The sequence below is a fragment of the Mycolicibacter virginiensis genome (assembly GCF_022374935.2).
Lineage (GTDB): Bacteria > Actinomycetota > Actinomycetes > Mycobacteriales > Mycobacteriaceae > Mycobacterium > Mycobacterium virginiense.
The window spans coordinates 3,117,650-3,129,505 of record NZ_CP092430.2 but is presented as its reverse complement, the minus strand read 5'-3'; the positions used below and the strand labels follow the sequence as shown (position 1 = coordinate 3,129,505).

Here is an 11,856-nt window from a genome sequence, read left to right as displayed (position 1 = left end):
GCCCGGCGTTGAACCCCGCCTAAGTCCCTGCTGCCACAATGACGGTCGTGTCGTCTCAAACTCTGCTGATCGCCGCGGCGGTCGTTGTCGCGCTAATCCTGGTCGGTGCCCTGGTCTGGGGACTGGTGCGGCATCGGCGAGGCCGTATCAGCCTGTCCGCGCCGCAACGCGAGAGTCTGGACCGTTCCGGCGGCTACACCGCCTCCTCGGGCATCACCTTCAGCCGCACCGACACCGCGCAGCCGCATGACCCGGCGCCCGTCATCGGCGACGACGCAACCGTTCCGCGTGACGCGCCCCGGCGCACCATCACCGACATAGAACTGCCCGAGGCGCCGCCTGAAGTCCCTTCCGAACCTCAGGCAGCGCCGGCGCCAGAGACCGTCGAGCCGGACATCGAGCCGGTCGAAGGCCGGATGGAGCGGCTGCGCGGTCGGTTGGCCAAGTCGCAGAACGCGTTGGGCCGCGGCATGCTCGGGCTGCTGGGCGGCGGAGACCTCGACGACGACTCCTGGCAGGACGTCGAGGACACCCTGCTGGTGGCCGATCTGGGCCCGGTGGTCACCGAATCGGTGGTGAATCAGTTGCGCGGACGGCTGGCCGGCGGCCAGGTGCGCACCGAGGCCGAGGCTCGCGCGGTGCTGCGCGACGTGCTCATCGGCGAGCTGCAGCCCGGTTTGGAGCGTTCCATTCGGGCCCTGCCGCACGACGATCACCCGTCGGTGCTGCTGGTGGTCGGCGTCAACGGCACCGGCAAGACCACCACGGTTGGCAAACTGGCCCGGGTGCTGGTGGCCGACGGCCGTCGTGTGGTGTTGGGGGCGGCCGACACGTTCCGGGCCGCCGCGGCCGACCAGCTGCAGACCTGGGCGGCGCGGGTGGGCGCCGAGGTGGTGCGCGGCGCCGAGGGCGCCGATCCCGCCTCGGTGGCGTTCGACGCCGTCGACAAGGGTGTAGCCGACGGTGTCGACGTCGTGGTCATCGACACCGCGGGACGGCTGCACACCAAGACCGGTCTGATGGATGAGCTCGGCAAGGTTAAGCGGGTGGTGGAGCGCCGTGCCGCTGTGGACGAGGTGCTGCTGGTCCTCGACGCCACCATCGGGCAGAACGGCCTGGCCCAGGCCCGGGTGTTCGCCGACGTCGTCGACATCACCGGGGTGGTGCTGACCAAGCTGGATGGAACCGCCAAAGGTGGGATCGTGTTCCGGGTGCAGCAGGAGCTGGGGGTGCCGGTCAAGCTGGTGGGCCTCGGGGAGGGGCCCGACGATCTGGCCCCGTTCGAGCCGGGCGCCTTCGTCGACGCGCTGCTCGGCTGAGAGCTCCGGCCTCGACCGTGACCGTCTTGTGACCTCGGGTCGGCCATAAGGTAATTTTTGCCTGTGATCCCCTCAGCCTTTGGCGCGGTCGCGCGCTGCCTCACCCCCCTCCTTGCCGTTGCGGCCCTGGCCGGCGCGGCCCCCGCCCAGGCCGACGGCGACAACCCGCTGGGCGGCATGCCCTTCTATGTCGATCCCATCTCCAAGGCGATGCACGCCGCTAACGCGCAGCCGGACAGCGCCGAGCTGGCGCGGGTGGCCAACACCCCGCAGGCGTACTGGCTGGATCAGGCGTTCGGAGTGGGATCCGTCGGCTCGACGGTGGCCCGGCACACCGGCGCTGCCGCGGCGGCCGGTGCTATGCCGGTGCTGGTGCTCTACGCCATCCCGCACCGTGATTGCGGCAGCTACGCCGCGGGCGGATTCTCCTCGGGCGCGTCCTACCGCGCCTGGATTGACAGCGTCGCCGACGGGATCGGCGGCAACCCGGCCGCGATCGTCCTCGAGCCCGACGCGCTCGCGATGGCCGACTGCCTCTCCGGTGACCAACGTCAGGAGCGCTTCGACCTGATCAGCTACGCCGTCGACACGTTGGGACGCAACCCGGCCACGGCGGTCTACGTCGACGCCGGGCACTCACGTTGGGTGAGCGCAGGGGAGATGGCCAACCGGCTCAACCAGGCCGGCGTCGGGCGTGCTCGAGGCTTCGCCCTGAACAGCACGAACTACTTCACCACCGAAGAGGAAATCGGCTACGGCGAAGAGATCTCGGGCATGACCGGTGGCGCGCACTACGTGATCGACACGTCGCGCAACGGCGCCGGTCCCGCGGAGGGCGACCCCTACGGCTGGTGCAACCCCAGCGGGCGGGCCCTGGGCACGCCGCCGACCGCCAACACCGCCGGCCAGCACGCCGACGCCTACCTGTGGGTTAAGCGGGTCGGGGAGTCCGACGGCAGCTGCGGCTCGGGTGAACCCGCCGCGGGGCACTTCGTCAGCGAGTACGCCATCAACCTGGCACGCAACGCGGGCTGATCGGGTAGGCCTAGCCTTTGGTCGCGATGTAGTAGTAGTTCGATGGATCCTCGTCGATCTCGGCGCACTCCACGTCGGTGAAACCGGCGTCGGTCAGCATCGATATCGCGAGTTGGCGGCCCCACATGGTGCCCAGGCCGGCGCCGTTGAGGGCCAACGACACGGGCATGCAGTGCATCAGGGAGACCGTGTAGCGGTAGGTGTTCATGGGAACGCCGATGTTGTCTTCCAGCCTGCTTGACGACTTCGAATCCGCCATCAAGAAGACGCCCCCCGGCCGCAGGGATCGATAGATGTTCTCCAACACCCGTGCCGGCTGCGCCTGATCGTGAATGGCGTCGAATGCGGTGACAAGGTCGTAGGCCGAAGCTCGGTCGAACGTCGTCAGATCGTGGCTCTCGAAGGTGGCGTTCGCCAGTCCCCGCTGAGCCGCCTCGCGAGTCGCCCGTTCGATGCCCTCGGACGAGAAGTCAATGCCGGTGAACCGGCTGTTGTGGAACGCCTGGGCCATCACGTTGACGGCGTGGCCACTGCCGCAGCCGAAATCAGCCACCGCCGCACCGTCATGGAGTCGTTGCGACAATCCCTCGACGAGGGGGACGACGACATCGACTAGCGCCGTGTCGAAGACTTCGCCGCTTCGCTCCGCCATCACCGCGTGGAACCGGGGATAGTCGCTGTAGGGAAGCCCGCCGCCACGCTGGAAGCAGCCCAGCACCTTCTGCTCGACCTCGCCCATCAGCGCGATGTACTGCGCGACGCGTGCCAGGTTGGCGGCCCCGGCCGCGCGGGTCAGCACCGCGGCATGGTGCTGCGGCAAGCGATATGTCTTGGTGGTGGGGTCATAATCCACAACGCCGGCCACAGTCGTGCCCCCCAACCACTCGCGAACGTAGCGCTCGTTGAGGCCGGTGTGGCCGGCGATCTCGGTGCTGGTTGCCGGTTCCGGCAGGGTGGCCAGGGCATCGAACAGGCCGCTTTGATGTCCGAGGCTCAGGAGCAGTGCGAGGCTGGCGGCGTCCAGCGCCTCGGTGACACGCTCAGCGAATGCCATTGCTTGCGCACTCGATTCCGTCGGCTGATGCTCGTTCGCCGGTGTTGTCACGACACTCCTTGAATCCGCTGCGCCAGATGTCACCAACTAGGATACTAGCGGTATCCTAAAGACGTCCCGCCGATCAGGAGGAACCCATGGGCGACGCGACGGTCAATTCCGCGCAACGTGCTCACGCCCTGATTCGTGCGGGCATCCTCAGCGGTGAGTTCCCCGCCGGGGACATGCTCAGCGAGTCAACGCTGGCGGCATCGATGTCGATGAGCCGTACCCCGGTCCGCGCCGCGCTGGGGCGTCTGCAAGATGAAGGGCTGGTGCGGATCTACCCCAAACGCGGTGCGCTGGTACGCGAATTGACCGTCGATGAGATCCGCCAGTCCGACCAGGTGCGACATGCCTTCGAATGCGCCGGGGTGCAACTGGGTAGCCTTGAGGCTCGACAGCTTCTGAGTGCGCGTCTGCAGGAAAACCTCGACGGGCAGGAGCAGGCGCTACACCGGCGGGACTATCCCGGCTTTGCGGCGCTGGCCATGCAGTTTCATCGCGCATTTGTAGAGCTCGCCGACAACGCCACGATGCTGGCGTTCTACGACCGACTGCAAGATCGCCAGCACCTCTCGATCGTGCGCAACTCGACGGTCCGCGGGCAGCCAGACCTAGTGCTGGCCGAACATCGCAGTCTGCTCAAGGATGCCGAGGCCGGCGATTGGACGGCCTTCTCAACCCGGCTTCGCGAACACCAGTCGCACGGCAACGACTTCGAATAGTCACCCTTGGCGGGGTTAGAGTGACGGCATTGGCCGGAAGGGAGCATTCCCATGATCGAGCTACTGCCGGACATGCCGCAGGGAGTGACCGGAATTCGTGTGTCGGGGCACCTTCGCGGTGACGAACTCCGGGAGATCAAGCCGTCGCTGCACGAGCTTCTGCAGGGCGGCGACGTCCGCATCGTCGAGGTCATCGACTCCGACTATGAGGGCTTTGGGCCGGGTGGGCTGACGGAGGACATCAAGCTCGGCCTGGGCGCCGTACTGCCGCATCACTCGGCGTTCAAACGCATCGCGGTGGTGTCGGACAAGGACTGGGTTGCCCATGTTCTGCACGCGCTGGAATGGATGATTCCCGGCGAGCTCGCGGTGTTCGGCCTCGATGACGTCGAACGTGCCAAGGAGTGGGCCGCCGGCTGACCGACCCGGGGGTCGGGTGCCGAGATCGTTCCCGCCGAGCCGCCTATGGTCAAACGGTGACGATCAGCTATGACGAGACGCTGCGGGAACGCATCCGGGCACATCTGGCGGGGCACGACCGGCGCGCCGTGACCGACCCGTCGAAGCGGCACGCGGCCGTCGCGGTGGTGATCGTGGACTCCGAAGTCGCCGAGGACCGGGTCGATCCCGCGCCCGTGGACGACTGGATCGCCGGTCGGCCCATGCCGGAGGCTGGTCTTGACGGCCGCATGGTCGATGTGTCCGGGGGAGCTGCCTTCCTCTTGTGCCGCAGGGCCTCTCGGCTCACCTCGCATGCCGCTCAGTGGGCGCTGCCCGGTGGCCGCCTGGACCCCGGCGAAACCGCGGTCGACGCGGCCCTGCGTGAGCTGGACGAGGAGGTCGGCGTCCGGTTGTCCGACTCGGCCGTGCTCGGCGTACTCGACGACTATCCGACTCGCTCCGGATACGTCATCACGCCGGTGGTGATCTGGGGCGGGGGCCGGCTCGATCTCCGTCCCGCACCGGACGAGGTGGTGGCGGTCTACCGCGTTGGGCTACATCAGCTGCAACGCGATGATTCGCCGCGCTTCGTCAGCATTCCTCAGAGCCCACGGCCGGTTGTGCAGATCCCGTTGGGCAATGACCTCATCCACGCGCCGACCGGGGCGGTGCTGCTGCAACTGCGGTGGTTGTGCCTGGAGGGCCGGGGGGACCGGGTCGACGAGTTGGAGCAACCGGTATTCGCCTGGAAATAGGTTCGGTCGCCGGCGTCGGGCCCTAGGCTGCGCTCCATGATCAAAGACCGTGCCGCACTGGTCGCGGGGTGTATCCGGTTGGCGTCCGGTATCTCGTTTCTGGTCGACCCGCTTCGGGCGAATCGGCTGTGGGGAGAGCCGGACGATCCTGGGCCTTCCGCGCGCCTGCTGCTGCGTTCGATGGGTTACCGCGACGCCCTGATCGGCGGTCTGCTCGTGAACGCGGCGTTGCGCGGTCGCGACACGCGCGGCTGGTTCCTCGCGTCCGGTGGTGCCGACGCGGCCGACCTGCTGGGCGGAATCAGCGTGCACGCCGATCTCAAGCGTGGACAGCAGATCGTCGGTCTCGGTGGGGCGGTCGTCGGCATCGGGGTCGGGCTCTGGGGTGCCACCCGCCGCCGCGCTACCGGTATGCCCCTCGACGTTGAGACCGTCGTTCGTTGAGATTGCGCCCAGGGCGGTATATCTCGCGGCGTTATCCGCGACCCTGGACGCAATCTCAACGTTGGGTGCGAGAACTACTTCGGTGGCATCCGGATGCCACCGTCCACGCGCACGACTTCGGCATTCATGTAGGAGTTGGTGAGCAGCTCCACCACCATCGAGGCCAGCTCTTCGGGCTTGCCGAGCCGGTGCGGGAACAGCACGGACTCACCGAGCTTGGCTTTGAATGCCTCCGAGGCCTCGCCCTCGCCGTAGATCGGGGTGTCGATGAGGCCGGGGGCCACGGTGTTGACGCGGATGCCCGCCGCCGACAGGTCGCGTGCCACCGGCAGGGTCAGGCCCACCACACCGCCCTTGGACGACGAGTAGGCGGCCTGCCCGATCTGGCCGTCGAAGGCGGCAACACTGGTCATGTTCACGATTGCGCCGCGCTCGCCGGTGTCGGTCAGCTCGTTGCGGCTCATCGCGGTGGCCGCGATCCGGATGCAGTCGAAGGTGCCTACCAGGTTGATGGCGAGCACCTTTTTGTACACGTCCAGGTTGTGCGCCGACTCGAACTCGCCGTCCTTGCCGATGGTGCGCTGAGCCCAGCCGATACCGGCCGAGTTCACCAGCGCACGCAGCGGGCCCAGGTCCGTCGCGGTGTTGACCGCGTCGATGATCTGCTCGGTGCTGGTCACGTCGACGGACACGAACACGCCGCCGATCTCGTGGGCCAGCGCCTCACCCTTGTCCGCCTGCAGGTCGGCGACTACCACCCGTGCGCCCCGGTCGGCCAGCTGGCGGGCAGTGGCCGCGCCGATTCCTGATGCGCCACCGGTGACGATCGCGCTTGCTCCATTAATATCCACGAAGGACACTTTACTTGGACGGTGTTCCGCGCTGCGATTCGGGGAAGCTGAAAGGCCGATTTTTTATCACGTCCCAATAACGACAGTTATGTCAATCTGGCTGGTTTTCCACAGAACTACTGACTAAAACTGTTGTGGGTGATCTAAGTTCGGGTGGGGTTCCGCGTTCTGCGGTGCGTTGAAGGGCATTTCAAGGGGTTTCCATGGCTGGTGTCGTCGCGATGACCGGTCCGCTGGGGGGGCGTTCGCTCCGCCGTGGTCGCGTAGTTCTCGCTGTCGTAGGCGTTCTCGTCGTCTTCGCGGGTATGGCGGGGCTTGTCGCGCCGCCGCTGTCTGCCCGGTCGTCGGCTGCGGTGTCGCAGGACGTCGCGCTGACTGGGGGTGACATCGCGTTCGTCATGGGGGGCAGTGGTATTCCTCTTCCATCGGATGGCTACGTCAATGCCGCCAACCTGCTGTACTTGCAGTCGCATGGCTTTACCGGAACCGCGCAATCGCTGTTCACCCCCCAGCTGTACTTTCCGGGCAACATCTCGATGGTCCAGGGCGCACAGATCCTCGCTGAGGCGATCAACAAGGAGATCGCCACCGGGGAGGTGAACGCCGACAACCCGGTGTATGTGTTCGGCTACTCGCAGAGTTCGGCAATGTCTTCGATGACGATGGAACAACTCGAGCACCAGGGTGTAGCGCCGGAGGATGTCCATTTCGTGCTCGTCGGGAATTCCGCGAACCCGAACGGCGGACTGCTCCAGCTGCTGAACTTCTGGGGCGGGGACCTCACTTTCTGGAACGGGATGACGCTCGGGCATCCGACGCCGGACTACTTCACCACCGATGTCTATACGATGGAATATGACGGTTACGCCGACTTTCCCCGTTATCCGCTGAACCTGATTTCGTCGCTTAATGCCGTCGTCGGCATGTTCTTGCTGCACGACGGATATTTCGGTGTCAGTGATGACGACATCGCCAACGCAATTCAGTTGGAAACCACCGGGGACGGTCTCACCAATTACTATGTGATCCCCTCTGACTCGCTGCCGCTTCTGGATCTGCTACGGGTGAATCCCGTCTGGGGCAACCCCCTGGCCGACCTTTTGGAACCGAGCATGCGCATCCTGGTGAACCTTGGCTACGGCAGCTTGACCGAAGGCTGGAACCAGGGGCCTGCAAACGAGCTCACGACCTTCAGTTTCGACCTGTTGCCCAGCAACATCAGCTGGGCCGAGGTCAACACCGCTCTGAGTGCCGCCTGGTCGGAAGGTGTCCAGGCAGCATTTCGTGACCTGCAGGACCCGGCGAACTACGTGTGGGGCTCGTTTATGGAGCAGGAACCCTTCTCGACGCTGTGGAACGCAGCGCAGCGCGTCTTTTTCGATATCCAGAACCCCACCCCGCTGTTCGGTGGGCTGTTCGGTGGTTCGGCGATGGCGACCGACCCGGGGGACTCGCCGGATTTCCTGAACTCACTCGGGTCGCTTGTTGACGGGAATCCCGATCTGTCCTGGATCGGTGAATTCCTCGGCCTCGAGACGATTTCCGCCGCCTAAGTCAGCTTTGGCCCGTCAACACGGGTTTGTCGTAGAAAGGTCAATCGCAATGAATCGTCGTCTTCGCCGTAGTGCCGGGCACTTGGGTCGTAGCGCAAGTGGTCGGATGAGTCGCGCGATAGGCGGTGCCGCGGCGGCATTGACGCTCGCCCTGGCGCCCATGGCGACTGTGCCGTCCGCCCAGGCGGATTTCGACTTCTTCGACCCTGGAACCTGGTTCGACACGGCCGACCTCACCCCGGCCGGCTTCGACCTGACCGACATCGGCATCGCCAGCTCCGACCCGGGCGGCCTGGGCGTCGCCGACTTCGACCCGTTCGCACCGGGTGACTGGGCTCAGTTGTATCAGGATGGCTTCTATCTCCCGATCCACGACGCCCTGGAAAGCTTCCTGCACAACGCCGGAAACCAGCTGCTTATCGACCTGATCAACACGCCCGTGGTGTTGATGTTCGGCCGGGACCTGATCGGCGACGGCATTGATGGCTTCAAGGGTGTCAACAACTCGTTGTTCGGTTGGCTCGGTCTGGGAGACCTCGGCGATGGCGGGTTCCTGTTCGGCGACGGCGGCGACGGTGCGGCCGGCGTCGCCGGAGTGAACGGCGGCGTGGGCGGTGACGGCGGCGACGCCGGATTGTTCGGCAACGGTGGCGCGGGCGGTCAGGGCGCCGCCGCCTACGTCGGTGCGGGTGGCGTGGTGATCGAGGCCGGCGCGGGCGGCCAGGGCGGTACCGGCGGAATGTGGTTCGGCGACGGTGGTGTCGGCGGCCAGGGCGGTACGGGTTTCCACGACACCTTCGACGGCACGTCGTTGGTGACGCACGCGGGGGGGACTGGCGGTGCAGGTGGCGACTCACTGGCCGGTTGGGGATTCGGCGGAACCGGTGGGCGCGGTGGCTCCGGCTGGGCCGGCGTCAACGGCCCCGATGTGACCGCACTGAACGGTGGTGCCGGCGGTAACGGCGGCATGGGCGGTAACGCCGGGTGGCTCTTGGGCTTTAGCGGCAACGGCGGCGCAGGTGGCGTCGGCGGCGTGGGCGCGGCCGGCGGAGTCGGCACCGCAAGCCAGCCCAACGGTGGCAACGGCGGTGATGGCGGCGACGGCGGGCGAGGCGGTGCTGCCGGCACCGGCGTCGGATGGATAGGCGCGGTCGGGCAGGCCGGTGACGACGGCGACGGTGGCGCCGGTGGTGCGGGCGGCGTAGGCCTGACCAACCCGTTCGGTACCGGGGGGCACGGTGGCAACGGCGGCGCGGGCGGGGCCGGCGGCGTCGGGACGACCGGTGGGAACGGCGGTGCCGGTGGCGCCGGTGGTGCCGGTGGCAGCGGCCGGGTCGGCGCCAACGGCGGTGACGGCGGAAACGGCGGCGCCGCAGCCGATCAGACCGGTAGCTCCGGGGGGCGCGGCGGTAACGGTGGCGCCGGTGGCAACGGTTCTTTGGGCGCCGGCGGCGACGGCGGCGACGGCGGTGACGGTGGTTCCACCGGAGGTATTGCCGGTGGCGTGGGTAAGCCCGGCGAGTCCAACGTCGACGGCACCGGAGGTGCCGGGGGCGCCGGGGGCGCGCCCGGCGCACGTCCCTAGCCCAGGCGCGTAGCCGGGCTGCGAAGGTCAGTCACGGCGCGCAATTCTCTGCGCCCGAAGGCACAGGCGGGCCCCTTCCTGCCCTTTTCCTGGCTCACCGCTGTGAGCAGCTGGACACACATCTGCAACGGAGCGGCGCATCCGCCGAAACAACTGTTGCGCATGGTTATGACCAGCCTGGTTCATATGGCAACCGGTCGCGGCGGAGGAGGTTTGGTGCATGGATCAATTCCCGACGATGGGGGTGCCCGACACCGGCGACACTGCTTGGATGCTGATCAGCGCGGCCCTGGTGCTTTTGATGACACCAGGCTTGGCGTTTTTCTACGGCGGTATGGTTCGGGTCAAGAGTGTCTTGAACATGATCATGATGAGCATCAGTGCCATGGGTGTGGTGACCGTGCTCTGGGTGCTCTACGGTTTCTCGCTCGCGTTCGGCGATGATGTCGGCAACGTCGCGGGAAACCCAACTGATTATTGGGGATTGAAGGGCCTGATCGGGGTCAACGCGGTTGCCGCCGATCCGGCCAGCGGTACGCCTGCGGTCGAGATACCGTTGGTCGGCACGGTGCCGGCGACCGTTTTCGTGGGATTCCAGATGATGTTCGCGATCATCACGGTCGCGTTGATCTCCGGAGCGGTGGCCGATCGGATGAAGTTCGGCAGTTGGCTGTTGTTCTCGGCCCTGTGGGTAAGTGTCGTGTATTTCCCGGTTGCCCACTGGGTGTTTGCATTCGATGGCGGCACCGCCCCGCACGGCGGTTGGATCGCCAACAAGCTCCACGCGATCGACTTCGCGGGCGGCACCGCGGTCCATATCAATGCGGGCGTCGCAGCTCTGGTGCTGGCGCTCATCCTCGGCAAGCGCCAAGGATGGCCGGCCCTTCCGATGCGGCCGCACAATCTGCCGTTGGTGATGCTTGGGGCCGGCCTGCTGTGGTTCGGGTGGTACGGATTCAACGCCGGATCGGCGGTGAGCGCCAACGGTGTTGCGGGCTCAACCTTCATCACCACGACGGTCGCGACAGCGGCCGCGATGCTGGGCTGGCTGCTGGCCGAGCGGATCCGCGACGGCCACGCCACCTCATTGGGTGCAGCGTCGGGCATCGTGGCCGGGCTGGTCGCGATCACGCCGGCGTGTGCGTCAGTCGATGTTGTCGGCGCGCTGGTCGTGGGTGCGGTGGCCGGCGTGGCGTGCGCGCTGGCGGTGGGTCTGAAATACCGTTTCGGCTTTGATGATTCGCTCGATGTCGTCGGGGTGCACCTGGTCGGAGGACTCGTCGGAACCCTGTTGGTGGGTCTGGTCGCGGCGCCCACCACCGCTGCGATCGACGGTGTGTCCGACGTGTCGCCGGGCTTGTTCTACGGCGGGGGTTTCGATCAACTGTGGCTCCAGGCCATCGGCGCGTCCAGTGTCTTGGTGTACTCGGCGGTTGGGACCGCGATCGTGGCCTTGATCCTCAAATACACCATCGGGCTGCGACTGGACGCGGAGGATGAAGCCTCGGGCATCGATGAGGCCGAGCACGTCCAAAGCGGTTACGACCTCGTGAGTACCAATACCGGCAGTGCTGTTCTTGCTTACTCGGCTGAAGACAGGAGAGAAGATGAAGCTGATCACCGCGATCGTCAAGCCGTTTACGTTGGAGGACATCAAGACTGGCTTGGAGGAGGCCGGCATTCTGGGAATGACGGTCAGTGATGTCCAGGGATACGGCCGGCAGAAAGGGCACACCGAGGTCTATCGGGGTGCTGAGTACTCGATCGACTTCGTGCCGAAGGTGCGGGTCGAGGTGCTGGTCGATGACTTCGCGGTGGACAAGATCGTCGATGTCATCGTGCGGGCGGCGCATACCGGCAAGATCGGCGACGGCAAGGTGTGGGTCAGCGCGGTGGAGTCCGTGGTCCGGGTGCGCACGGGCGAACGTGGCCCCGACGCGGTATGAGTCGGTAGTGCGAGCCGAGTCGATGTAGAGCGCCATGAACCGCGGGGGTCCAACTACGAGCCCTGAGCAGCGTCGGAGTGGCTGCTCCGCAACCGACCTGGCCGCT

At 66.5% G+C, this 11,856-nt stretch carries 12 protein-coding genes; 10 read left to right on the top strand and 2 right to left on the bottom strand.

The genetic code is table 11. The annotated features are described in order from the left end of the window. The first annotated feature begins 47 nt into the window (after nt 1-47). Both ftsY and MJO54_RS15155 read left to right on the top strand, forming a co-directional pair. On the top strand, nt 48-1,319 hold the full coding sequence (ftsY, locus tag MJO54_RS15160) for a signal recognition particle-docking protein FtsY (protein ID WP_234821649.1): 1,272 nt from the start codon (nt 48-50) through the stop codon (nt 1,317-1,319). A gap of 63 nt (nt 1,320-1,382) precedes the next feature. Beyond that, nucleotides 1,383-2,354 carry a glycoside hydrolase family 6 protein gene (locus MJO54_RS15155; RefSeq protein ID WP_046286897.1) on the top strand — a complete coding sequence of 324 codons (972 nt, stop codon included), beginning with the start codon at nt 1,383-1,385 and terminating at the stop codon, nt 2,352-2,354. 10 nt (nt 2,355-2,364) lie between these two features. Here MJO54_RS15155 and MJO54_RS15150 read toward each other — a convergent pair whose 3' ends face one another. Next, nucleotides 2,365-3,408: a class I SAM-dependent methyltransferase gene (locus MJO54_RS15150; RefSeq protein WP_064890533.1), complete on the bottom strand. Its 1,044-nt coding sequence runs from the start codon at nt 3,406-3,408 to the stop codon at nt 2,365-2,367. A 137-nt stretch (nt 3,409-3,545) separates the two neighbouring features. Between MJO54_RS15150 and MJO54_RS15145 the strand changes: the two genes are divergently transcribed. The 4 genes from MJO54_RS15145 to MJO54_RS15130 are packed head-to-tail and all read left to right on the top strand — an operon-like array spanning nt 3,546 to nt 5,815. Next, nucleotides 3,546-4,175 (top strand): GntR family transcriptional regulator, encoded by a 630-nt coding sequence (locus tag MJO54_RS15145; RefSeq protein WP_046286916.1) that lies wholly within the window; start codon nt 3,546-3,548, stop codon nt 4,173-4,175. Between the two features lie 51 nt (nt 4,176-4,226). Next, complete coding sequence (locus MJO54_RS15140; RefSeq protein ID WP_046286915.1) at nt 4,227-4,595, top strand: SpoIIAA family protein; 369 nt, start codon at nt 4,227-4,229, stop codon at nt 4,593-4,595. 56 nt (nt 4,596-4,651) lie between these two features. Then, nucleotides 4,652-5,371, top strand: a complete 720-nt coding sequence (locus tag MJO54_RS15135) for an NUDIX hydrolase (RefSeq protein ID WP_046286920.1) — start codon at nt 4,652-4,654, stop codon at nt 5,369-5,371. A 36-nt stretch (nt 5,372-5,407) separates the two neighbouring features. Continuing rightward, complete coding sequence (locus tag MJO54_RS15130) at nt 5,408-5,815, top strand: DUF4267 domain-containing protein (RefSeq protein WP_046286914.1); 408 nt, start codon at nt 5,408-5,410, stop codon at nt 5,813-5,815. A 74-nt stretch (nt 5,816-5,889) separates the two neighbouring features. Here the strand turns inward: MJO54_RS15130 and MJO54_RS15125 are convergent, their stop codons facing one another. Beyond that, nucleotides 5,890-6,666 (bottom strand): SDR family NAD(P)-dependent oxidoreductase, encoded by a 777-nt coding sequence (locus MJO54_RS15125; RefSeq protein WP_046286919.1) that lies wholly within the window; start codon nt 6,664-6,666, stop codon nt 5,890-5,892. A gap of 203 nt (nt 6,667-6,869) precedes the next feature. On the opposite strand from MJO54_RS15125, the gene MJO54_RS15120 reads away from it, so the two are divergent. The 4 genes from MJO54_RS15120 to MJO54_RS15105 all read left to right on the top strand — a co-directional run bounded on the left by MJO54_RS15120 (nt 6,870) and on the right by MJO54_RS15105 (nt 11,750). Continuing rightward, nucleotides 6,870-8,219 carry a PE-PPE domain-containing protein gene (locus tag MJO54_RS15120; protein WP_234783402.1) on the top strand — a complete coding sequence of 450 codons (1,350 nt, stop codon included), beginning with the start codon at nt 6,870-6,872 and terminating at the stop codon, nt 8,217-8,219. A gap of 106 nt (nt 8,220-8,325) precedes the next feature. Further along, nucleotides 8,326-9,804, top strand: a complete 1,479-nt coding sequence (locus MJO54_RS15115) for a hypothetical protein (protein WP_131810472.1) — start codon at nt 8,326-8,328, stop codon at nt 9,802-9,804. 220 nt (nt 9,805-10,024) lie between these two features. Beyond that, nucleotides 10,025-11,506, top strand: coding sequence for an ammonium transporter (locus MJO54_RS15110; protein ID WP_065153465.1), 1,482 nt, complete (start codon nt 10,025-10,027; stop codon nt 11,504-11,506). After that, the gene (locus MJO54_RS15105; protein WP_046286220.1) at nt 11,412-11,750 is read left to right on the top strand and encodes a P-II family nitrogen regulator; all 339 of its coding nucleotides are present in this window, start codon (nt 11,412-11,414) and stop codon (nt 11,748-11,750) included. The genes MJO54_RS15110 and MJO54_RS15105 overlap by 95 nt, the downstream gene beginning before the upstream one ends. Nucleotides 11,751-11,856 lie beyond the last annotated feature (106 nt).

Bases quoted from the DNA above. Each gene is read 5' to 3' on its own strand.
- MJO54_RS15145 (WP_046286916.1), top strand. From the start codon at position 3,546: ATGGGCGACGCGACGGTCAATTCCGCGCAACGTGCTCACGCCCTGATT.
- MJO54_RS15115 (WP_131810472.1), top strand. From the start codon at position 8,326: ATGAGTCGCGCGATAGGCGGTGCCGCGGCGGCATTGACGCTCGCCCTG.
- MJO54_RS15130 (WP_046286914.1), top strand. From the start codon at position 5,408: ATGATCAAAGACCGTGCCGCACTGGTCGCGGGGTGTATCCGGTTGGCG.
- MJO54_RS15120 (WP_234783402.1), top strand. From the start codon at position 6,870: ATGGCTGGTGTCGTCGCGATGACCGGTCCGCTGGGGGGGCGTTCGCTC.
- MJO54_RS15150 (WP_064890533.1), bottom strand. From the start codon at position 3,408: ATGGCATTCGCTGAGCGTGTCACCGAGGCGCTGGACGCCGCCAGCCTC.
- MJO54_RS15140 (WP_046286915.1), top strand. From the start codon at position 4,227: ATGATCGAGCTACTGCCGGACATGCCGCAGGGAGTGACCGGAATTCGT.
- MJO54_RS15110 (WP_065153465.1), top strand. From the start codon at position 10,025: ATGGATCAATTCCCGACGATGGGGGTGCCCGACACCGGCGACACTGCT.
- MJO54_RS15105 (WP_046286220.1), top strand. From the start codon at position 11,412: ATGAAGCTGATCACCGCGATCGTCAAGCCGTTTACGTTGGAGGACATC.